Here is a 20332-nt window from a genome sequence, read left to right on the forward strand (position 1 = left end):
ATCACCGCCCTCCTGTTCAGCCGTGTTAAAACAGCGAAAACAGCAATGCGACCGGGAAGCTCATAGGCCAGGTCGCTCCCACCAGAAAGGCGCTCAAAAAACGGATACGTTTTTTATCGTGCGATAAAAACCAGGTGATGAGAAAAGTCAGCGCGGCCATTACCGCATAAAAAACGAGCATTTTTTGATACAAAGACATTGACGGGACATCCGGCCAGAGAAGTGAAACGCGCGCAATATGCTCTTTTTTTTGATGTACATCAAGTTTTATCGCTCTGGTCTGGCGCTGTTCCGATTTTATCGCTGCCGATGAATAACCCCGGGTTGTCCTATTGCGCAATTTGCGATCCCGAACTATACACAAAGGGGTAATAACTCAGGGTGGCCTAAATGAATGTCTCAAGCAGAACTGTCGTAGTGATCAATCTTTTTGCTGCCGTCGGACTGGTAACGCTTATCTCATTGAGATTTGGTTGGTTTATTTAATTTCTACATCCCTGCGGCGCAGACTGGCAGAGAGATTTTTCTCTCTGCCTGCAACGTACGATCTTTTCCCGCCCCGTTCGATCCCGCACTGATCATAAAGGCTATGAATGTTTAACCATGACGTGACGAATAACAGTGTAATCTTCCAGCCCATACAGCGACATGTCTTTCCCATAACCTGACATTTTCTGCCCACCGTGCGGCATTTCGCTGACGAGCATAAAATGGGTGTTTACCCACGTACAGCCATACTGGAGCCTGGCGCTGACCCGGTGCGCGCGCCCAACATCCTGTGTCCACACCGACGAGGCCAGACCGTACTCCGAGTCGTTGGCCCACGTCAGCACCTGTTCCTCGTCGTCAAACGGCGTCACGCTCACTACCGGGCCGAAGACTTCCCGCTGCACGATTTCGTCCTCCTGTTTTGCCCCCGCCAGCAGCGTCGGCGCAAAATAATAGCCGGGACCGTCCACCTTCTGTCCACCGGTAACCACCTTAATGTGTCCAAGCGCTTTAGCCCGTTCGACCGCTTTTGCGACCCGCTCAAGGTGCGCCAGTGAACTCAGTGGCCCCAGTTCAGTAGAGTCTTCCTCCGGCGCCCCCGTTTTCAGGCTGGCAACCGCCGCCCCAAGTTTTTCCACCAGCGCGTCATAGATCCCCTTTTGCGCATAGATTCGGCAGGCGGCGGTACAGTCTTGTCCGGCGTTATAAAAGCCGAATGTACGCACGCCCTCGACCACGGCGTCAATGTCGGCATCATCAAACACGATAACCGGCGCTTTGCCGCCCAGTTCCATGTGTGTACGCTTAATGGCGGGCGCGGTATGACGGATAATGTGTTCGCCGGTGGCAATCGAACCGGTTAACGACACCATGCGCACTTTTTTATGCCCGGTCAGCAGATCGCCAACCGTTTTACCACGACCAAACAGCACATTCAGCACGCCCGCCGGGAAGATATCTTTGGCCAGTTCGGCAAGTTTCAGCGCGGTCAGCGGCGTGATTTCGGAGGGTTTTATCACCACGCAGTTACCGGCTGCCAGCGCAGGCGCCAGTTTCCACGCGGCCATCATCAGAGGATAGTTCCACGGCGCAATTGAGGCGACGACACCCACCGGATCGCGCCGGATCATAGAGGTGTGTCCTTCCAGATATTCCCCGGCAGCCATACCGTTGAGACAACGAGCGGCGCCGGCAAAGAAACGGAACACATCGACAATCGCCGGGATCTCATCATTGAGCGCGCAATGCAGCGGTTTCCCACAGTTGCGGGATTCCAGTTCGGCAAAGACCTGCGCGTTCTGCTCTATCGCGTCAGCCAGCGCCAGCAACCGTTCACTGCGCGTTTTAGGCGTCGTTTGTCCCCATTCGCTGAACGCCCTGTCGGCTGCGCGAACGGCGGCGTCAACCTGCGCAGGAGAGGCTTCGGCTATTTCCAGAAGCACCTTGCCCGTCGCCGGATTATAGACGGGCTGCCTCTCGCCTTCACCGCAGACCAGCTCGCCGTTAATCAGTAAGAGATGTTGCATAGCATTTTCCCATGTCATTGTTTATTTACCGTTTCCGGCGACACTGTCACGACAGTCGTACCGCGGAATGTTGTTCTTTCCAGAGAATAGTCGGCGCACAGAAAGCCCACCGCCCGGAGAGAAGAAATTTGACCAGGATGTGACGTAACGCGCATTACGTCGCGGACAAGGGTAAAGAGTCTCTCTTCCCTAATATAGACAAGACGTTAGCGAGCAAAAGGAAAATTGACGGGTATTGATATTTCCTATGAATGACAGGCAAAAGCAGGCTCATGGATAATCAGAACCTGTTTTACAAATTACTACGCGCTATTTCAGCTGTTCGCGAATAAGCTGACCGAGTTGTTTAACGGCGCTCTCCTCTCTTTCCCCCCACTGCCAGGCGGTGTTGAAGCGGAAAAAACGTTTCCAGGTGTCCGAGGTGGAAAACATTTTCCCGGGAGCAATACTGATTTGGTGCGCCAGCGCCTGCGCGGTCAGGTCTCCTGCATCCATTGATTCCGGCAGTTCGAGCCAGAGAAAATAGCCGCTGTTGTTATGATGGATCTTCACGTCGGCAGGCAGGTGACGCAGCAGCGATTGCCAGGCCTGTTGTTTGCGCTCAGCAAGCTGACGGCGCAAGCGTCTAAGATGGGCGTCATAGCGACGGGTAGACAGGTAATCGACCAGCGCCAGCTGCATGGGCGAACTGGTCGACAGCGTGCTCATTAATTGAAGGCGCTGAATAGTGCGGGCGTGCTTGCCGGCAGCCACCCAGCCAATGCGAAAGCCCGGAACCAGACACTTCGAGAATGAAGAACAGTGCAGGATCCGGTCGCTGCGATCCCAGGCTTTGGCGGGTAACGGTTTTTCGCGGCCAAAGTAGAGTTCGCTGTACACGTCATCTTCAATCAGCATCACATTATGCTTGTCAAGGAGCGCGACTAGCCGCGCTTTTTTCGCCGGACTAAGTGTAAAGCCAAGCGGGTTCTGACTGTTGGTCATCAACCAACATGCTTTTACCGGATAATCCTGTAACGCCTGTTCCAGCGCCGCGAGATCGATCCCCTCTTTCACGTCGGTCGCCACTGACAGCGCTTTAAGCCGTAATCGCTCCAGCGCTTGCAGCGCGCCATAGAAACAGGGGTTTTCCACAATCACCCAGTCGCCGGGCTCGGTGACCGCCTGTAAGCTCAGATTAAGCGCTTCTAACGCACCGGCGGTGATGACAATGTCATCCGGCGAGACGGTTATGCCCTGCTGGGCATAGCGACGGGCGATGGCATGACGCAGCTCTGCGTTGCCAGGCGGCAGATTTTCGAGCACGCTCATGGCGGTCGCGGTTTTGCTCACCTGCGCCAGCGAGCGGTTAAGTTGCTGGAGCGGAAACAGGCGCGGATCGGGAAACGCCGAGGCGAACGGCATGACCGAGGCATCACGGCTGGCCTGTAACATCTCAAAAATAGAGGTATTGATGTCGACAGCCTCGTCACGCATCACCTGGGCTGGCTGCACGGTCGGCTGGAGAATCGGGCGTGGCGCGACGTAATAGCCGGACTGCGGACGCGCAATAATTCGCCCCTGACTTTCCAGCAGTTGGTAAGCATGTCCGACGGTCATGAAGCTCATGCCGCTGCTGGCGACCTGTTCGCGCAGAGACGGCAGACGATCGCCGGGTTGCCAGACGCCAGAGGCGATCTGTTCGCAAAGTTGTTCAGCCAGACGCTGGTATTTTTTCATTCTGGTTTCTCGTCGGTCAATGCAGGTGAGCCTCGCAGTGTATAACAGTGAATAAAATTCACAACGATTTGAAAACTGTTATGGTTAAATATGCCTGTTCTGTTTCTGCCCCTCATTGATTCACACGTCTAGAATTGCGCTGAATCAATTTTTAGTGAGGAGTCAGGCATGTTTGGTCTTGATGCGTTTCACCTGGCAAGGATCCAGTTCGCCTTTACGGTTTCTTTTCACATTATCTTTCCGGCGATCACCATTGGGCTTGCCAGTTATCTGGCGGTGCTGGAAGGCCTTTGGCTAAAAAGCAAAAATCCGGTCTGGCGCTCGTTGTACCACTTCTGGTCAAAAATATTCGCCGTCAATTTCGGCATGGGCGTGGTTTCCGGTCTGGTGATGGCCTATCAGTTCGGCACCAACTGGAGCGGTTTTTCGGAATTCGCAGGCAGTATTACCGGGCCGTTGCTTACCTATGAGGTGCTGACCGCTTTCTTCCTTGAAGCCGGATTCCTCGGGGTGATGCTGTTTGGCTGGAATAAAGTCGGTCCGGGTTTGCATTTCTTCTCAACCTGCATGGTGGCGCTTGGCACCCTCATTTCCACCTTCTGGATCCTGGCGTCTAACAGTTGGATGCAAACGCCGCAGGGGTTTGAGATCGTCAACGGCCAGGTTGTGCCCGTGGACTGGTTCGCCGTTATCTTCAATCCTTCGTTCCCTTACCGCCTGCTGCATATGTCCGTCGCCGCATTTCTCAGTAGCGCGCTGTTTGTCGGCGCATCGGCAGCCTGGCATCTGCTGCGCGGCAACACAACGCCAGCCATTCGCACGATGTTTTCCATGGCGTTGTGGATGACGCTTATTGTCGCACCGGTGCAGGCGTTAATCGGCGATATGCATGGGCTGAACACCCTGAAACATCAGCCAGCCAAAATCGCCGCGATTGAAGGTCACTGGGAAAACCCGCCGGGTGAGCCGACGCCGCTGCTGCTGTTTGGCTGGCCGCATATGGAACAGGAACGCACCCGCTATGGACTGGCGATCCCGGCGCTGGGAAGCCTGATCCTGACGCACAGTCTGGATAAACAGGTTCCGGCGCTAAAAGAATTCGCCAAAGAGGATCGCCCTCACTCGACGATCGTGTTCTGGTCGTTTCGCATCATGGCCGGCCTGGGCATGTTAATGATCCTGTTGGGGCTCTCTGCGCTCTGGCTGCGCTACAGGCAGCGCCTCTACACCTCGCGCCCGTTCCTGCGCTTTGCGCTATGGATGGGACCCTCGGGGCTCATCGCCATTCTCGCGGGCTGGGTGACCACTGAGGTCGGACGCCAGCCGTGGGTGGTGTACGGTTTACAGCGTACTGCCGACGCGGTGTCGGCCCACGGCGATTTACATATGAGCATTTCGTTGCTCGCTTTCTTTGTTGTCTACAGCTCAGTCTTTGGCGTCGGCTACAGCTATATGATTCGCCTGATCCGCAAAGGGCCGCTGGAAGATGATTCCGCGCCGCCGCCGGGCACACCCGCCAGGCCGCTTTCCGCCGCCGTCCTCGATTCTCAACATGAGGCACATCGCTAATGGGTATTGATTTATCGGTTATCTGGTTTGTGATCATCGTCTTCGCCACGCTAATGTATATCGTGATGGATGGATTCGATTTGGGTATTGGCATTCTGTTTCCTGTCACACGAGACGCAGAGGATCGTGATGTGATGGTCAATAGCGTCGCGCCGGTGTGGGACGGTAATGAAACCTGGCTGGTGCTGGGCGGCGCGGGGCTGTTTGGGGCTTTCCCGCTGGCCTATGCGGTTATTATCGATGCGCTGACCATTCCGTTGACGCTGATGCTGATCGGACTGATTTTTCGCGGCGTGGCCTTCGAGTTTCGCTTCAAGGCCACGCCAGCCCACCGCCCATTTTGGGACCATGCTTTTCTCGGCGGGTCGATTCTGGCTACCTTCGCCCAGGGGATCGTGGTTGGCGCAGTGATCAACGGTTTCCCGGTGACCGGTCGCCGCTACAGCGGCGGGCCGTTCGACTGGTTAACCCCCTTCACTCTGTTCTGTGGCGTCGGACTGGTCGTTGCCTATGCGCTCTTAGGCGCAACCTGGCTGGTGATGAAAAGCGAAAATCCGCTGCAGGATAAAATGCGCAGCGTCGCGAAAAAACTGCTGCTGGCCCTGCTGTTGTCAATCGCGATAATCAGCCTCTGGACACCGTTAGCGCATCCGGCGATCGCCGACCGTTGGTTTACGCTTCCCAACCTGGGCTATCTGCTGCCGGTTCCGGTGCTGGTGATCGCGTTCAGCGTCTGGTTATGGCGCACACTGGGTCGTCCGGAAAACCACACGTTCCCGTTTGTGCTGACGCTCGGGCTAATCTTCCTTGGTTTCAGCGGCCTGGGCATCAGTATCTGGCCGCACATTATTCCGCCTTCGGTTACCCTCTGGCAGGCAGCCGCCCCCGCCCAGAGTCAGGGGTTTATGCTGGTCGGTGCGCTGCTCATCATTCCGGTGATTTTGGTGTACACCTTCTGGAGTTACTATGTGTTTCGCGGCAAAGTGCAACATGGCGAGGGGTATCACTGATGCAACATTCTCTCTGGAAACGCCTGATGTGGCTGGTCATCCTTTGGGGCGGCAGCGTGCTGGCGCTGGCGGCGGTGGGCATGTTTTTTCGCCTGCTCATGACCGCGGCGGGGTTTAAAGCGCATTAAGCGGACACCTCGCCGGATATCGGCTTTGGGCCAGGCGTTAACCGGCGGAAATAAATACCGACACAAAGGCCCGGTAAACGCCACCGGGCTGATGTCGCAAAGGATTAAGGTTTACGCTTCGGCAGCGTTTTCATCAGATCTTCCGGACTGACGGAACCCACCACGCTGCCCGGCAGCGGCATTTTAAGAATGTGATTTTTAATCTTGCCGATAACGTGCATTTCACACGGGCGACAGTCAAATTTCAGCGTCAGCACCTCATCACCGTTGACCAGTTGCATTGGCGTCGCTTTCCAGCTTTTGATGTTACCTTTCGCCTGTTTCGGACACAGATTAAAGGCAAAACGTAGGCAATGCTTGGTGATCATCACAGGCACATCGCCCTTTTCTTGATGCGCTTCATACGCCGCGTCGATCAACTGTACGCCATAACGATGGTAGAACTCACGCGCCTTCTGGTTATAGACGTTTGCCAGAAAACTCAGATGCGTCTGCGGGTAGACCGGCGCGGGATCTGAGACCGGTTTGCGCACGCCGCGTTTGTAGCGAGCAAGTCGCGCCTTATCCAGCATCTCAATGGCTTCCCGACGGAACGCGTTGAGCAGCCCGTTTGGCACAAACAGCGCACCGGGTAGGTTAACCTGAATGTCACGCGCGTAGTAGAGCGTCTGCCCCAGCTTCGCCAGCCCATCCTTGAGGTTACTCAGCGCTTTTTCAGCGTTGTTGGCGTCGTCAAACTGACCGTCCAGCGTGTGCGTCACGCTTACCCCTTCCTCGCTGGTTAACGTCAGGATCAGCTGTTCCTGCCAGCCGCCGAGTTCGATATCCACCGCTACCCGCCGCTCGCTGGAGGTTTTGGTTAACGCCTGCTGCCAGTTGTGATCGAGATTACGGTTCAATGGATGTCGCGGGCGCACTTTGTGCAGGTCGGCAGGCATCTCGTTCGGCCAGACGCGATAACTGTTTTCCCCGATTTTTTCAACAGTATTGGCACGAAAACCAACCACCTCACGTTTGATCAGTACGTTCAGGCCATCGCCGTTCGCCAGTGGTTCACTGGCTTCAACATCAAGGTGATCTTTCGCCACTTTCAGCACTTCACCAACGGGTAAGCCGATGAATTTTGGTGAGTCAAAGGCGCCAATATCGCCTTTGCGCGCATTGACAAAGTAATCGGTGCTGCCGCGATGGAACGTTTTATCCGTGGACGGGATAAAGAAATGCTCGGTGCGACCGGAAGACGCGCGCGCCAGATCGCTGCGCTCTTCAATGATCGCATCCAGCATTTGCCGATAGTGGGCGGTGATATTTTTTACGTAACTCATGTCCTTATAACGCCCTTCAATTTTGAAGGAGCGTACACCTGCATCAATTAACGCGCCGAGGTTAGCGGTTTGATCGTTGTCTTTCATCGACAGCAGATGTTTCTCGTAAGACACAACCCGGCCCTGATCGTCCTTCAGGGTGTACGGTAAACGGCACGCCTGGGAGCAGTCGCCGCGGTTGGCGCTACGTCCGGTCTGGGCGTGAGAAATATAACACTGGCCGGAATATGCGACGCAGAGCGCGCCATGCACGAAAAATTCGAGAGTGGCATCGGTCGCCTGATGAATCGCCTGAATTTGCGCAAGGCTCAGCTCGCGCGCCAGCACAATCTGGGTGAAACCGACGTCAGCCAAAAATTTCGCTTTTTCGACGCTACGGATGTCGCATTGCGTGCTGGCATGCAGTTCAATCGGCGGAATGTCAAGTTCAAGAATTCCCATATCCTGAACAATCAGCGCGTCGACGCCGGTCTGGTAAAGATCGGTAATCAGGCGCTGGGCGGGCTCCAGCTCATCGTCATGAAGAATGGTGTTCAGCGTAACAAAGATTTTCGCGCCAAAGCGATGGGCAAACGGCACCAGTTCGGCGATATCTTTCAGGCTGTTGCTGGCGTTATGACGCGCGCCGAAACCGGGACCGCCAATATAAACGGCGTCCGCGCCGTGTAAAATGGCTTCGCGGGCGATGGCGGTGTCACGTGCCGGGCTTAACAATTCAAGGCGATGTGGGTGCTGGCGCATAGCGTTGTTTTTATCCAGTAGCAGCAAAATGGCGGCTATTGTAGTCAGAAGCGCGGCATTGCGAAATAGTTTTCCCGCTTAACTGCGCGGGTAATGAATCAGCGAATGAAAATGGACAGTGTGCGCGCTGGTGTTGCGATAGGCATGGGCGTGATCACCGGCGAAACGAACACCTTCTCCGGTTTTGATCGTCCGCCACTGCGCGTTAATACACATCTCCAGCTCGCCATAGATCACAACGACGTGCTCAATTACCCCCGACTCGTGCGGCGTGGATTCGCTGAGCGCGCTGGGCGCCAGAAGAATGGAAAAATGGTCGAAGCAAAGTTCCGGATCCCACGGAAACAGCGGCGTCACCACCATTTCCTGCTGCTGAGGATCAAACGTCGGCAAAGGCGTCGATTCCGGCGGTGAAATAAATGTAGAAAACGGGACATTCAGCCCGGTGGCGATCTTCCACAGGGTCGCCACGGTCGGGCTGGATTCGTTCCGTTCGATCTGCCCAAGCATGGCTTTCGACACCCCTGTCGCGTCCGCCAGGCGCGACAGGCTCCAGCCGCGCTGGGTGCGCAACGTTTTCAGCGTGCTCGCCAGATACTGTGTGAGATTGTCCATACGCCTCCTCCCAAAAACAGCAGTTTACCACTTGTGCGCTATAACGCTCAAATGGTAGATTCAAGCGACCGTTATAACGCACAAGAGGTTGCTATGCGCGCTTTCTCGCTTCCGCTACCGACGCTTCTGTCAGGGTTTGTGGCGGTCCTCATCGGCTATGCCAGCTCGGCTGCTATTATCTGGCAGGCCGCCGTGGCCGCAGGCGCCAGCGCCGAACAGATCGCTGGCTGGATGACCGCGCTCGGCATCGCAATGGGCGTCAGTACGCTGGGCCTGTCACTGTGGTATCGCGCTCCGGTATTGACGGCATGGTCTACACCTGGCGCGGCGCTGTTGGTCACGGGCTTGCAGGGGGTAACGCTGACGGAAGCGGTTGGCGTGTTTATCGTCGCCAACGCGCTGATTGTCATCTGCGGAATGACAGGTCTGTTTGCGCGCATGATGAGGATTATCCCCCACTCGCTCGCCGCCGCGATGCTGGCTGGCATTCTGCTGCGTTTTGGTTTGCAGGCCTTCACCAATCTGGAGGGCCATTTGATGCTGTGCGGCAGTATGTTGCTGGCCTGGCTGGCGTTAAAGCGAGTTGCTCCGCGCTATGCCGTCATTGCCGCACTGTTCACGGGCGCACTGGTGGCATGGCTTGAGGGCGAAGTGGTGACCCGTACGTTGAGCGTCGCTCCGGTTATACCGACGTTTATTGCGCCTTCGTTTTCTCTGGCGCACGCGTTAGGCGTGGCGGTACCGCTATTTCTGGTCACAATGGCGTCACAGAATGCGCCTGGGGTGGCGACAATGAAGGCCAGCGGCTATGACGTGCCTGTTTCACCGCTGATCGTGGTGACGGGCCTGCTGGCATTGCTGTTATCGCCATTTGGCGTGTATTCCATCTGCATTGCCGCCATCACAGCGGCAATCTGTCAAAGTCCGGATGCGCACCCGGATGCGTCAAAGCGCTGGCTGGCGGCAGCGTCAGCCGGGGTGTTTTATCTTCTGGCGGGGATTTTCGGCAGTTCGGTTACCGGCATAATGGCGGCGCTACCGGTGAGCGGCGTGCAGATGCTGGCAGGATTAGCGCTGTTAAGCACCCTCTCCGGCAGTCTGTATCAGGCGCTGAACCATGACGCGGAACGCGATGCGGCTATCGTCACGTTCCTGGTCACCGCCAGCGGTGTGACGCTGTGGGGTATCGGCTCGGCATTCTGGGGGCTGATGGCGGGTGGTGTCTGCTTCGCCACGTTAACCTTCTCCCGCCGCGCGTAGCTGCGAGGGTGTTTTCCCCGTCACCTGCTTAACGCGGTTGCTGAAATGGCTCGGAGAGCTGAACCCGCAGGCCAGCGCAATGTCGGTTAACGGTTGACGGGTGTGACACACCAGTTGCTTCGCCAGCGCCATGCGTCGCTGCATCACATATTGATGCGGCGCCATTTTCATCGACTGGCGAAACATGCGGGCGAAATGAAATTCGCTGAGCGCCGCCTCGCGGGCTAAGTCGGCAAGTGTCAGCGGTTCCGCCAGATGGGCATCGATGTACGCCAGCACGTTGCGCAGCGTCACGGGCGCCAGTCCGCCGGTTACGGTAGGCAAGCGCCACTGGACATTGCTGTAGTGCTGGATCAAGTGAGTCATCAACAGCGACGAGGCCGCGCTCAGCGTCAGGTGATTGGCGGGCTGCTGCCAGTCGTTACCGAGAAAAAACTGGCGATAGACGGCGGTGATACCCGGGTCGTTGCCAAATAACCGTTCTTCGAGAGTGAAACGGTAAGGACTCTTGTCCCACACTTTTTCGCCCACTTCGCGCAGGTGCGCATCGGTGCAGTAAAGATGCACAAAGGATAAGTCGTCACGAATATCCCACGTCGATTCGCTCTCTTTTGGCATCAGACAAAACCGATCCGGCCCGCCGCCGTTTTCCCAGCCGCTGGACGTTTTGTGATAACTCTCATAGCCATCCTCAATGTACAGACTGAGGGTGTGATGATCGCAATATTGCGTAATGGTATCGCGCTTGTTCGACCAGGCCGCCAGCTGGACGCCAGAATGCAGCGCGACTGACTCATGCAGCACAGCATTATGTTTGCGCAGGTTTTCAAACGCATCGTAGGACCGGGACATATCACCATATCGACAACATTTAGCAGATCCTCAGTCTATCGCAGGTTGCCGCGCTTACCATGCCCTCAAAGGAAAAAAGCGCAAGATTTTGCAAGTGTGGCGCAAGGGGATGAAAGCGCATTCCCGGCAATTTTGTGACAGTGAGTCATCGTTTGATAAGAGGTAAAACGTGATGAATGCATTGTTGTACTGTCTGGTGGTAATGATTTGGGGCACGACGTGGATCGCCATTTATCTGCAACAGGGCCCCGTGGCCGCCCCGGTGTCTATCTTCTGGCGTTTTGCCGTGGCGACGGCGCTGATGATGGTCATTCTTCTGGTACGGGGCAAACTGCGCAAACTGACGCCCCGCGACCATCGGTTCTGTCTGTTGCAGGGCGCGTGTGTCTTTTGTTTTAACTTCTGGTGTTTTTATACCGCCGCCGCGTGGATCAACACGGGGCTGGAATCGGTGATTTTCTCTATGGCGGTGCTGTTTAACGCGGTGAACAGCTTTATTTTCTTCGCACAAAAGCCGCCAGCTCGCTTCTTTGCCGCTGCCGCGCTGGGGCTGACGGGGATCGTGACGCTGTTCTGGCAGGATCTGGTCGGCAGCGGCTTTAGCCAGGAACTGCTCTGGGGAATTGGACTTAGCGCATTGGGGACCTTCGGCTTTTCACTCGGTAATATGATCAGCCTGCGACATCAAAAGAACGGGCTGGAAATCATGACCACGAACAGTTGGGCAATGCTGTACGGCACGCTTTTGATTGCCATCATCGCCCTGCTGCGCGGCGACAGTTTTATGCCGCAGTGGACCGTCAGTTACCTGGGCGCCCTGCTGTATCTGGCGGTTTTTGGTTCGGTGATTGCTTTTGGCGCTTATTTCACCCTGGTCGGGCGTATCGGCCCCGGCAACGCCGCTTACAGTACGCTGCTGTTTCCGCTGGTCGCGCTGTCGATCTCCACTTTCTACGAAGGCTATGTCTGGCAGATGAATGCGGTCGTGGGGCTGGCGCTGATCTTACTGGGCAATCTGGTGATGTTCGCAAAACCGCCAGCGCTTTTGCGTCGGCGGCTGGCGTAGTCACAGCGCCATCGGGCGATGGCGCGAGAAGAAAGGCGTTATTTCTGGCGAACTTCAAACATGGTGGCGTCGGTGGCCATGTTATCCACGACCTGCTTAAGCGTTTCAAACGCCATCGGCGTACTTTCGTTGTTCAGATCTTTCCCTTCGCCCTGGCGAACCACTTTAATAACAGGCTTGTTGGTCGCCGCGTCGATTAACTCGCCTTCAAAGTAGAGATGGGTGTCCATGGTACGGTGTCCCGTCGCCATTTGCGTTCCGGCAACCAGCAGCGCAACCGGCACCACTTCATAGAACTGCAACCCTTCTTTGCTGGCGTCAACACCGGTAATGGCGCCACGGAAGATCAGGCTACGCGGGCCAGGCGTGGTCACCAGCGGTTTACGCTGCGCAATGGCGCCTTTCATTTTGGTGTTGGTGTAATTCAACAACTCGTCAAGGACCTTCTGACCGACCTGCGTGTTCGGCTTGGGTACCGGGTAATACGTGATGGGCGTCCAGACAACGCTGTCGTAATTGGCGGCATTATAGTCAGGATCAACCCAACGCAGCACCGGCTGTCCTGATGCCGATGTCGTTTCCTCGAGGCTGGAGTAATCCTTTAAAAAGCCAGAATATTTTTCCGGTTGTGTGATTTTTGACGCACAACCGGATAAGGTAAGTAACCCTGCAAGCATAGCAACGCTGAAAAAAGTACGAGTACGCATGAAACGATCCCTTAAATGTGCACATATGCATGCGCAATAATAGCAAAGGGAAATCATTTATGTTGCATTAAAAATGGTAAGCAAACCACACTTTACCGACCCTTTTTTGTCCAGAAATAAATGGCGTACCCGTCCTTCCGGCATCACGCCATTTTGCGGGCTAACAGGGTGGCAAAACGCAGCTTAATCCGGTTGCCGTTCGCATCGGTACGATGTAGCTCACCGACATCTTCATTGTATTTCAGCTGCTCCCAACCTGCGTAGTAGTCGCGCAGTTCCCCTTCCCTGAAGGCAAACGGAAAACCAACGGTGCAGGGATAGTCCGCCGTATCCATCGCCGCGACGATCAGGTTATACCCTCCCGGCTTAGTACAACGCTGCATGTTAGCGATGAGCCCCGGGATCGTGTTGGCCTCAAGGAACATCAATACTACGGTCGAGAGGATAAAATCGTACTCGCCGTCAAAACGTAGAGCATTAAGATCCACCACGTTGGTTTGCAGATTCTCCAGCCCTTCGGCCGCTTTAATACGCTCAACATTCTTGATGCTCATCGGGTTTTTATCCCATGCGGTCACATCAAAACCGTTCGCCGCCAGATACAGACTATTACGGCCATTGCCGCAGCCCAAATCCAACGTTTTACCCGGCTTAACCACCCTGACAGCATCCAGCACTTCAGAATGGGTGCGGGTTAAATCATATTTTTCAGTAAAGTAATGTTCGTCGCGAAGGGTCATTTTTTATCCTCAGTTTTTAACAGCGCCGAACGTTCAGTGCGGATAAGCAGTTTACCTTCCACCAGTAACGCGAACGTACGGACCAGCAATAATGCAATAATAACATTCGTAAAGATGAATAAAGGCACGGCGAGGCTGTGGAAAAAACCGGACTCGCTGGCATGACCGAGATGCAGCCCTGTCGTGGCCAGCGCTGACACGCCGAACGAGAAACTCCAGAAGGAGGCATTAAAGGGTTGTGACAAATACCACGGCATCAGCCGCAGCATAAAAAGCAACTGAAGCAGGCCATAGCCAAACAGCATCTTCGCCAGCGTATCGCTTTCGCCGCCGTTAACGCTAAGCCAGGCGCTACAGGCCACCAGCGCGGGCGCCAGTTGAATGCCAAGAGATGTCCGCAGTACGGTGGGGAGTTCTCCGGCGCTACGCAGGCGCTGCAGGATCACCGGCTCAAGGCTGAGCCACGAAAAGACCCCCGCGCCCAGAAAGACCAGTCCGGCATCGGTATAGCCCAGCGCGCCGCAGGCCATCGCGCTGATAAAATTATTGGCGACGGTCGGCAGATACAACCCCGGCGTGGTGGCCTCCTGTGGATGTGCGCCGCGCCACAGCCCCGCCGTTTGCCAGGCGGCATAGGCCAGTTGGATCACCACGCCTATGCTGAACAGCGCCACCGCCAGCGGCCGGCTCCAGGGAACAAACCCGATAGCGACCAGCATTGTGGTCGCCGGAAACAGGCTGACAAAACTGCTCATGACCGGATGGCGAATTTCCGCAATCACGCTGTGCGGAAAACGCACCAGCCGGGTCATAAATGCCAGCGTCAGCAGTCCCCATATCACCATCGCCAGGATCACCAGCGCGTCGCCAATCCAGTGGCTGACGGCCCAAATATGACTGGCATAGCGCCAGGCAAAGCCCATCCCAATAGTCCCCAGCACCATGCCAAAATAGCCGGCGGGCAAATTCAGAACACAATCACCTGCTTTTTCTTTACGCATTTTGTTTAATTTATAAAGTATATTTGAAATGCATTTTATGTAATTTCTCTGCGTTTAGCCAGCGGCGTAAAATTTGCTACGGTTATAGTGAGCGAAACCACGGATACCTTGTATGCAAAAATACCGCCTTGATGAGACCCCGCGCGCCTTCAGCTATCAGGAAAACGATCGGAAACAGCATGTCCTTTTGCGCCAGATTATCGCCCTGATTGACTTCAACGATGTCAAAGCCGGCGATGTCGGCGGCTGGCTCGATCACGAAAGCGCATTGTCTCAGGAAGGCACGTGCTGGATCTATGATGAAAATTCGCTGGTTTTTTCTGGCGCTAAAATCAGCGGAAACGCCCGCATCACCCAACCCTGCGTCATTCGCGACGGCGCACGTATTGGCGATAATGTCTGGATAGACCACGCGGAGATAAGTCACGGCGCTGAAATAAGTGACAACGTCACTGTTCAGGCGTCCACCGTACGCGGTGAGTGTCGGTTGTCCGGCGATGCACGCATTCTGCACCAGTCAGAAATTTTTGCCGCGCGGGGAATGACGACCGAATGCGATCAACGTTTACAGATTTACGATCGTGCCACGGTCGCTCATTCGCAGATTGTACATCAGGCGCAAATCTATGGGGACGCCATTGTCACCCATGCGTTTATCGAACACCGGGCCGAAGTGTTTGATTTCGCGCTTGTTGAAGGCAACGCTGAAAATAACGTCTGGTTGTGTGATTGCGCCAAAGTATACGGCCACGCGCGCGTCATCGCGGGTTTCGAGGAAGACGCGATCCCCACTCTACGCTACAGTTCGCAGGTTGCCGAACAGGCGACGGTAAAAGGCAACTGCGTGCTCAAACATCACGTGATGGTGGGCGGAAAGGCGCGACTGTGCGGCGGCCCGATATTACTTGACGATCACGTGCTGGTTGAGGGCGATGCGCGTATTAACGGCGAAGTAGTGATCGAAAATCACGTGGATATTGGCGGTTCAACCGTTATCGAGGCTTCAGGCGATGAGGCCATTCATCTGCGTGGCCCCAAAGTCTACCACGGCGAGCAGTATATCACCCGCACCCCGCTGGTTGGCTCAGTCTGATGACGCGCTGATAATACGGGCATAAAGGTTCACGTCGTCATAGCGGCCGTTCAGGTATTCAGCCTGTTTCAGACAGCCTTCCAGTTCAAAGCCGTTGCGCCGGGCAACCTGATTACTGGCGTGATTGGCCACCCGACATTTAATCACAAAGCGCCTCACCTCGCCGCGCTCAGCGTAGTGGCACATTAGCGCCTGAAGCGCGCGTGACATCGTGCCTTTTCCCTGATGCGACTCATCCAGCCAGTAACCGATATATGCCGCCTTATTTAATGGCTCAATCTGATTAAACGACAGCACGCCCACCAGTTCATCGCCGGCCATAATCATGTACATTTTCGCATAGCCGCGTTGATGCAACAGGATATTCCCCTGCACGCTTTTACGCGTGTCTTCTTCCCCGCGCACTGACGCAGGCCAGTTCAGCGACTGCTGCAGCCAGGCGCTGTTTTTGCGTACCAGCTGATGCAGTGGCGCAATATGATGCTCCGCAACCGCCTGCAGTTGCAGGTTCTCGCCCGCGTTGATTGTTTCTGTCATATTGACTCCTGTTTTGCCGTACCGCCGCCCAGCATTCTGTTTAGCAGATTTTTCAGCGGTAATGCAAACACTTAGCCAAAACAAGAAGGGCCTCCCGATGCGTGGGAAGCCCTTTTCAGAGAACGGGAGCGGTTATACCTGGCTCTCGTTAGCACTCTCTTTCTGTAAGATTTTGAGCATATCGTCCTTTAGCTGGAGTTTCTGTTTTTTAAGGCGAACGACTTCGAGATTGTATCCCCGACCATCGGCGCCTTCCAGCCTGGCTATTTCGTGATCAAGGTTATTGTGCTTTTCGAAAAGAGACAGAAAGCGAGGGTTCTCGGTTTTCAGTCGGGAAATCAGATCTCTGTATTCTGGAAACATACGCTCTCCCTGTTAGTGAACAAACGCGTGTATAAGAAATACACATCTTCAGCTTACTCATTTGACTCAGGGAAAAATGCGAACGGGATCGTGTTTAGTTCTTGTACAGATATTTCGGGGAAACGCTGACGCCCCTTGCCTTGCAAAGGGCGTCGCGAGGATCAACGCATCACGCGATCATCGACATAGCGACGCTTGTCCGGCGCGGGAGGAAAATACTGATACAGCCAGGTTTCGCTAATCGCCTCGCCCTGGCAACGCAGGAACATGCGCATATCCACCGGTTCGGTCGAATCAGAGGTAGGATACCAGTCAAACTGGATGCGGTAGCCGTCGAACGGTTCAACGTAGAGAATTTCAATCTGCTTCGCTTCGCCGCTGGAAAGCGTAATCACCGGCTCAATGCCTTTAGGCGCCGCAGCTTTCAGATCGCCGCCAACGAAATCAATGGCAAAACGACGCGCCCATTTTTCCGGATAATGCTCGCCCGGCGCCCAGCCTTCCGGAAATCCGCCCATACCGGTACGGGTAGCCATCACGCGCGCCAGCGGCGAACGAACCGGCGGCTGCGCGCTCCAGTACAGTCGGTATTTGTACGTCAGTTCATCTCCCGCCTTGATCGATTTTTCCGGCTGCCAGAAACAGACCACGTTATCCAGCGTTTCGCCCGTGGTCGGGATCTCCATCAGCCCGATGGTGCCCTTGCCCCACTGGTTACGGGGCTCCACCCACAGGCTCGGACGCTTGTTGTACCAGCCCATAATGTCCTGATAGTGGCTAAAGTCCCGATCCAGCTGCAGCAGACCGAAGCCTTTCGGGTTGTTGTCGGTATAGGCGTTAAACTGCAATTTTTGCGGGTTGTTCAGCGGGCGACAGATCCATTCGCCGTTGCCGCGCCACATCGCCAGTCGGTCAGAGTCGTGGATCTGCGGATGAATGGTATCGCACATGCGGCGTTCGTTATTGCCGCAGCTGAACATGCTGGTCATCGGCGCAATACCCAGTTGTTTGATGTCCTTGCGGGCGTACAGGCGATTTTCCACGTCCATGATCACCTGGCTCTTCTCACAGTGGATCACGAATTTATAGGCGCCGGTAATGCTTGGGCTGTCTAACAGCGCATACACGGTAAACGTGGTGGCCCCCGGCTTCACTGTATCGAACCAGAAAGCGGTAAAGTCCGGGAACTCCTCTTTCGTGTCGGTGTAGGTGTCAATCGCCAGACCACGGGCAGACAGGCCGTACTGATAGGTATCGTCCACCGCGCGGAAATAGCTGGCGCCAAGGAATGACACGACGTCACGTCGCGCCAGTTCGGGCGCTTTGAATACGCGGAAACCGGCAAAACCGAGGTCGGTTTGGCCCTCAAGCTGTTTAGTGTCCACGCCCGCGTCGTTATATTTGAACAGCTCCGGGCGGAAGTGGATTTCACGCGCCATATGCGTGGCGGCGTCGACAGAGAACATGCGCACCCGGCGACGGAAGCCCATCCCCACGTGGAAGAACTGAGCATCCAGTTGGCGGCCCTCGACGTTATTCCACAGCGACCGGGCGGCGTCATACTGAATGCTGTTGTAAGCCTGAGGCGTCAGATTCGCCAGGGTGTCCGGCAACGCGCGTGGCGCGCCGCCCCACGGTTTCTGCGCGAGATCGTGGGCCATGGATTGCAGCACCGAATAATCAAACCGCACAGTTTGCCCGTCGGCGATATCTGATTCGGCCGCGTATGCGGCGCGGGTAAAGAGTGAAGCAATACCGCCGGTACCGCACACGGCGGCCATTGCCATTGAACCTTTAATAAATCGTCTGCGATTCATACCTGAAAATCAGTCCTTCTGGTCTCGTGAATGGTCCCGCGCTGGCGCTCGACAGCGGCAAGAGGAAGCATAATTCTGACCGCTCACTCTAGACAAATTTCATTAATAATCCAATTGTTGGCCGCTGATTATCTGAGCAAAACGTAAAATATTTTCTGTCGATCGGAACTGACTGATTCCCATGTAAACTTGCTTCTCGCGACCTTCAACTTTTGCAAAGCTAGTCGAGACTGACGTGTTGGGTCATGACTCGCTTAAACAGCGCCAGACGCGCGCGCATAAACCGGTTTTCAACCTTGAAACCCGCTCGCTTGTTCAGGCCGATTCGCAGCAGCCGGTCGCGTCCTTTGATACAGGCAGGCCAGCGTACCGGGCCGTGAAGCGTATCGCAGGTACGGCTGGCGTGACGGGCAAAGTTGACCCAGTAGTCGGCGACCTGCGCGGCGAAGGCCAGATCGTTTTCATTCACGTAGTCTCGCGCAGGCTCGGCGAGCGTGAGGGTATCAAACACATAAGGCACCTCGTTGCCATGCCACGCGCCGTTGGCGTAGGTATCGTGCTCGGCTTCCGCCACATAATCGAACCAGTAGCGCCAGCAGGGTTCTCCTACCCGCTGCTGCGCCTGCATCACCACATAGCCGAGCGCGGTAAAGGCCATGTCGCGACACACCTGACGCCCCAACTCTTCGTCCCCTTTCACGCCGGGATAGAGCAATTTAATCAGGCCGAGACCCAGCCTGCGCTCACGGCGCAGTTTCTGGATTTGTTCAGCCAGATCGACGCCGAAAACGGCCATCACACTCGCTTCGTCACTGTTGGAACCGATCATCAGCGGGACCGGATGCTGCTTCGCCGCAAAAAAGACATCCAGCATCGGTTCGGGCAACACGGCGTCGCCAGAGATCGGCGTCGGGGCGATTTTGTACGGCGCGCCGAGCGGCCAGAAAGCCTCTGCCGGAATCGCACGCAGCTGTTCAGCCGTCGCGTTTTGCAATCCGAAGTGCCCCGCCAGCGCAATACCGTTTTCAAGGGCAATCTCGCGCGGCGTATCCGGTAAGGTGTAACCGCTCTGCACAATCGCTTTGTGAAACAGGCCGTTGCCCTTAGGCGACGCCAAAAGGGAAAGTACGCTGCGCGCGCCTGCGGATTCACCAAACAGCGTCACGTTCTGCGGATCGCCGCCAAACGCAGCGATATTTTCCTGTACCCAACGCAGCGCGGCGATTTGATCGAGCAGCGCAAAATTATTCACGCACTCATCGCTTTCCCCTTCCAGCGCCGGATGGGCGAAAAAGCCCAGGTGACCCAGACGGTAATTGACGGTGACGACCACAACCTCGCGCTTCGCCAGCGCAAGGCCGTCATACGGTGGAAGGCTTGCAGCGCCCAGGGTATAGCCGCCGCCATGAAGCCAGACCATCACTGGCAGCGGTGCGCGCCGCCCGGCAGGAGACCAGACGTTTAGGTAAAGACAGTCTTCAGAGAACGCGCCCGGATCGCCGCCGCCCAGCGCTTTACAGTATTCGATGTCCTGCCAGCTGGCACGGGAAAACGTATCAGCCTGACGCGTACCGGACCAGGGGGTGACCGGCTGCGGCGCGCGCCAGCGCCGTTCGCCGACCGGCGGCGCGGCATAGGGAATACCGCGCCAGATATGAATGTCTTTGTCAACGACACCGATCAGTTTTCCCTGTACGGTATCGGCCAGCGGAATAGTGGGATTTACCATGTCCATGTTTACCCGGTAATTGCAAATTCCTACAGCATACCTTGA

At 55.6% G+C, this 20332-nt stretch carries 20 protein-coding genes; 7 read left to right on the forward strand and 13 right to left on the reverse strand.

All coding sequences use genetic code 11. From position 1 onward, the window contains the following. Positions 1-25 precede the first annotated feature (25 nt). Positions 26-199 carry an orphan toxin OrtT gene (gene ortT / locus APU02_RS21865; RefSeq protein WP_042283144.1) on the reverse strand — a complete coding sequence of 58 codons (174 nt, stop codon included), beginning with the start codon at positions 197-199 and terminating at the stop codon, positions 26-28. Positions 200-390: 191 nt separating this feature from the next. On the opposite strand from ortT, the gene yncL reads away from it, so the two are divergent. Continuing rightward, complete coding sequence (gene yncL / locus APU02_RS25515; protein ID WP_072014929.1) at positions 391-486, forward strand: stress response membrane protein YncL; 96 nt, start codon at positions 391-393, stop codon at positions 484-486. A gap of 101 nt (positions 487-587) precedes the next feature. Here yncL and patD read toward each other — a convergent pair whose 3' ends face one another. Together patD and APU02_RS21875 are read right to left on the reverse strand one after the other, a co-directional pair. Continuing rightward, complete coding sequence (gene patD, locus APU02_RS21870) at positions 588-2015, reverse strand: aminobutyraldehyde dehydrogenase (RefSeq protein WP_042283146.1); 1428 nt, start codon at positions 2013-2015, stop codon at positions 588-590. Between the two features lie 309 nt (positions 2016-2324). Then, the gene (locus APU02_RS21875; protein WP_060571224.1) at positions 2325-3734 is read right to left on the reverse strand and encodes a PLP-dependent aminotransferase family protein; all 1410 of its coding nucleotides are present in this window, start codon (positions 3732-3734) and stop codon (positions 2325-2327) included. A gap of 168 nt (positions 3735-3902) precedes the next feature. Between APU02_RS21875 and APU02_RS21880 the strand changes: the two genes are divergently transcribed. The 3 genes from APU02_RS21880 to APU02_RS25520 are packed head-to-tail and all read left to right on the forward strand — an operon-like array spanning position 3903 to position 6441. After that, positions 3903-5303 carry a cytochrome ubiquinol oxidase subunit I gene (locus tag APU02_RS21880; protein WP_060571225.1) on the forward strand — a complete coding sequence of 467 codons (1401 nt, stop codon included), beginning with the start codon at positions 3903-3905 and terminating at the stop codon, positions 5301-5303. After that, the gene (cydB, locus tag APU02_RS21885) at positions 5303-6313 is read left to right on the forward strand and encodes a cytochrome d ubiquinol oxidase subunit II (RefSeq protein ID WP_042283154.1); all 1011 of its coding nucleotides are present in this window, start codon (positions 5303-5305) and stop codon (positions 6311-6313) included. Before APU02_RS21880 ends, cydB begins: the two co-directional genes overlap by 1 nt. After that, positions 6313-6441, forward strand: coding sequence for a DUF2474 domain-containing protein (locus tag APU02_RS25520; RefSeq protein ID WP_001164804.1), 129 nt, complete (start codon positions 6313-6315; stop codon positions 6439-6441). Before cydB ends, APU02_RS25520 begins: the two co-directional genes overlap by 1 nt. Positions 6442-6545: 104 nt before the next feature. On the opposite strand, the gene APU02_RS21890 is transcribed toward APU02_RS25520, so the two are convergent. Together APU02_RS21890 and APU02_RS21895 are read right to left on the reverse strand one after the other, a co-directional pair. Further along, on the reverse strand, positions 6546-8507 hold the full coding sequence (locus tag APU02_RS21890) for a U32 family peptidase (protein WP_060571226.1): 1962 nt from the start codon (positions 8505-8507) through the stop codon (positions 6546-6548). A 78-nt stretch (positions 8508-8585) separates the two neighbouring features. Beyond that, complete coding sequence (locus tag APU02_RS21895; protein WP_060571227.1) at positions 8586-9122, reverse strand: XRE family transcriptional regulator; 537 nt, start codon at positions 9120-9122, stop codon at positions 8586-8588. Positions 9123-9215: 93 nt separating this feature from the next. On the opposite strand from APU02_RS21895, the gene APU02_RS21900 reads away from it, so the two are divergent. Next, the gene (locus APU02_RS21900) at positions 9216-10382 is read left to right on the forward strand and encodes a benzoate/H(+) symporter BenE family transporter (RefSeq protein ID WP_060571228.1); all 1167 of its coding nucleotides are present in this window, start codon (positions 9216-9218) and stop codon (positions 10380-10382) included. On the opposite strand, the gene APU02_RS21905 is transcribed toward APU02_RS21900, so the two are convergent. Beyond that, the gene (locus APU02_RS21905; protein ID WP_060571229.1) at positions 10359-11234 is read right to left on the reverse strand and encodes a helix-turn-helix domain-containing protein; all 876 of its coding nucleotides are present in this window, start codon (positions 11232-11234) and stop codon (positions 10359-10361) included. The genes APU02_RS21900 and APU02_RS21905 overlap by 24 nt on opposite strands. 172 nt (positions 11235-11406) lie before the next feature. Here APU02_RS21905 and APU02_RS21910 point away from each other — a divergent pair, with 172 nt between their 5' ends. Further along, positions 11407-12300 carry a DMT family transporter gene (locus APU02_RS21910; protein WP_060571230.1) on the forward strand — a complete coding sequence of 298 codons (894 nt, stop codon included), beginning with the start codon at positions 11407-11409 and terminating at the stop codon, positions 12298-12300. A gap of 38 nt (positions 12301-12338) precedes the next feature. On the opposite strand, the gene APU02_RS21915 is transcribed toward APU02_RS21910, so the two are convergent. From APU02_RS21915 to tehA, 3 genes are all read right to left on the reverse strand, one after another. Beyond that, a complete protein-coding gene (locus APU02_RS21915) occupies positions 12339-13007 on the reverse strand; it encodes a DUF3313 domain-containing protein (protein WP_042283170.1) in 669 nt (222 codons plus the stop codon). Positions 13008-13150: 143 nt separating this feature from the next. Beyond that, on the reverse strand, positions 13151-13747 hold the full coding sequence (gene tehB, locus APU02_RS21920; protein WP_042283172.1) for a tellurite resistance methyltransferase TehB: 597 nt from the start codon (positions 13745-13747) through the stop codon (positions 13151-13153). Continuing rightward, the gene (gene tehA / locus APU02_RS21925; protein WP_060571231.1) at positions 13744-14748 is read right to left on the reverse strand and encodes a dicarboxylate transporter/tellurite-resistance protein TehA; all 1005 of its coding nucleotides are present in this window, start codon (positions 14746-14748) and stop codon (positions 13744-13746) included. Before tehA ends, tehB begins: the two co-directional genes overlap by 4 nt. Positions 14749-14860: 112 nt before the next feature. Here tehA and ydcK point away from each other — a divergent pair, with 112 nt between their 5' ends. Continuing rightward, the gene (ydcK, locus tag APU02_RS21930; protein ID WP_060571232.1) at positions 14861-15841 is read left to right on the forward strand and encodes a YdcK family protein; all 981 of its coding nucleotides are present in this window, start codon (positions 14861-14863) and stop codon (positions 15839-15841) included. On the opposite strand, the gene rimL is transcribed toward ydcK, so the two are convergent. The 4 genes from rimL to APU02_RS21950 form a co-directional block, all read right to left on the reverse strand. Continuing rightward, entirely contained in the window at positions 15833-16378 is a 546-nt protein-coding gene (gene rimL, locus APU02_RS21935) for a 50S ribosomal protein L7/L12-serine acetyltransferase (RefSeq protein ID WP_060571233.1), read from the reverse strand. The genes ydcK and rimL overlap by 9 nt on opposite strands. Positions 16379-16510: 132 nt before the next feature. Continuing rightward, a complete protein-coding gene (locus APU02_RS21940) occupies positions 16511-16741 on the reverse strand; it encodes a YdcH family protein (protein WP_042283183.1) in 231 nt (76 codons plus the stop codon). A gap of 161 nt (positions 16742-16902) precedes the next feature. Then, the gene (locus APU02_RS21945; RefSeq protein ID WP_060571234.1) at positions 16903-18558 is read right to left on the reverse strand and encodes a glucan biosynthesis protein; all 1656 of its coding nucleotides are present in this window, start codon (positions 18556-18558) and stop codon (positions 16903-16905) included. 220 nt (positions 18559-18778) lie between these two features. Next, positions 18779-20287 carry a carboxylesterase/lipase family protein gene (locus APU02_RS21950; RefSeq protein WP_060571451.1) on the reverse strand — a complete coding sequence of 503 codons (1509 nt, stop codon included), beginning with the start codon at positions 20285-20287 and terminating at the stop codon, positions 18779-18781. Positions 20288-20332 lie beyond the last annotated feature (45 nt).

The sequence above is a fragment of the Citrobacter sp. 50677481 genome, assembly GCF_001463265.1.
GTDB lineage: Bacteria > Pseudomonadota > Gammaproteobacteria > Enterobacterales > Enterobacteriaceae > Citrobacter_A > Citrobacter_A sedlakii.

Bases quoted from the DNA above. Each gene is read 5' to 3' on its own strand.
- APU02_RS21910 (WP_060571230.1), top strand. From the start codon at position 11,407: ATGAATGCATTGTTGTACTGTCTGGTGGTAATGATTTGGGGCACGACG.
- patD (WP_042283146.1), bottom strand. From the start codon at position 2,015: ATGCAACATCTCTTACTGATTAACGGCGAGCTGGTCTGCGGTGAAGGC.
- APU02_RS21895 (WP_060571227.1), bottom strand. From the start codon at position 9,122: ATGGACAATCTCACACAGTATCTGGCGAGCACGCTGAAAACGTTGCGC.
- tehA (WP_060571231.1), bottom strand. From the start codon at position 14,748: ATGCGTAAAGAAAAAGCAGGTGATTGTGTTCTGAATTTGCCCGCCGGC.
- APU02_RS25520 (WP_001164804.1), top strand. From the start codon at position 6,313: ATGCAACATTCTCTCTGGAAACGCCTGATGTGGCTGGTCATCCTTTGG.
- ydcK (WP_060571232.1), top strand. From the start codon at position 14,861: ATGCAAAAATACCGCCTTGATGAGACCCCGCGCGCCTTCAGCTATCAG.
- APU02_RS21905 (WP_060571229.1), bottom strand. From the start codon at position 11,234: ATGTCCCGGTCCTACGATGCGTTTGAAAACCTGCGCAAACATAATGCT.
- APU02_RS21915 (WP_042283170.1), bottom strand. From the start codon at position 13,007: ATGCGTACTCGTACTTTTTTCAGCGTTGCTATGCTTGCAGGGTTACTT.
- APU02_RS21940 (WP_042283183.1), bottom strand. From the start codon at position 16,741: ATGTTTCCAGAATACAGAGATCTGATTTCCCGACTGAAAACCGAGAAC.
- yncL (WP_072014929.1), top strand. From the start codon at position 391: ATGAATGTCTCAAGCAGAACTGTCGTAGTGATCAATCTTTTTGCTGCC.
- APU02_RS21875 (WP_060571224.1), bottom strand. From the start codon at position 3,734: ATGAAAAAATACCAGCGTCTGGCTGAACAACTTTGCGAACAGATCGCC.
- APU02_RS21900 (WP_060571228.1), top strand. From the start codon at position 9,216: ATGCGCGCTTTCTCGCTTCCGCTACCGACGCTTCTGTCAGGGTTTGTG.
- APU02_RS21945 (WP_060571234.1), bottom strand. From the start codon at position 18,558: ATGAATCGCAGACGATTTATTAAAGGTTCAATGGCAATGGCCGCCGTG.
- cydB (WP_042283154.1), top strand. From the start codon at position 5,303: ATGGGTATTGATTTATCGGTTATCTGGTTTGTGATCATCGTCTTCGCC.
- ortT (WP_042283144.1), bottom strand. From the start codon at position 199: ATGTCTTTGTATCAAAAAATGCTCGTTTTTTATGCGGTAATGGCCGCG.
- APU02_RS21950 (WP_060571451.1), bottom strand. From the start codon at position 20,287: ATGGTAAATCCCACTATTCCGCTGGCCGATACCGTACAGGGAAAACTG.
- rimL (WP_060571233.1), bottom strand. From the start codon at position 16,378: ATGACAGAAACAATCAACGCGGGCGAGAACCTGCAACTGCAGGCGGTT.
- APU02_RS21890 (WP_060571226.1), bottom strand. From the start codon at position 8,507: ATGCGCCAGCACCCACATCGCCTTGAATTGTTAAGCCCGGCACGTGAC.
- tehB (WP_042283172.1), bottom strand. From the start codon at position 13,747: ATGACCCTTCGCGACGAACATTACTTTACTGAAAAATATGATTTAACC.
- APU02_RS21880 (WP_060571225.1), top strand. From the start codon at position 3,903: ATGTTTGGTCTTGATGCGTTTCACCTGGCAAGGATCCAGTTCGCCTTT.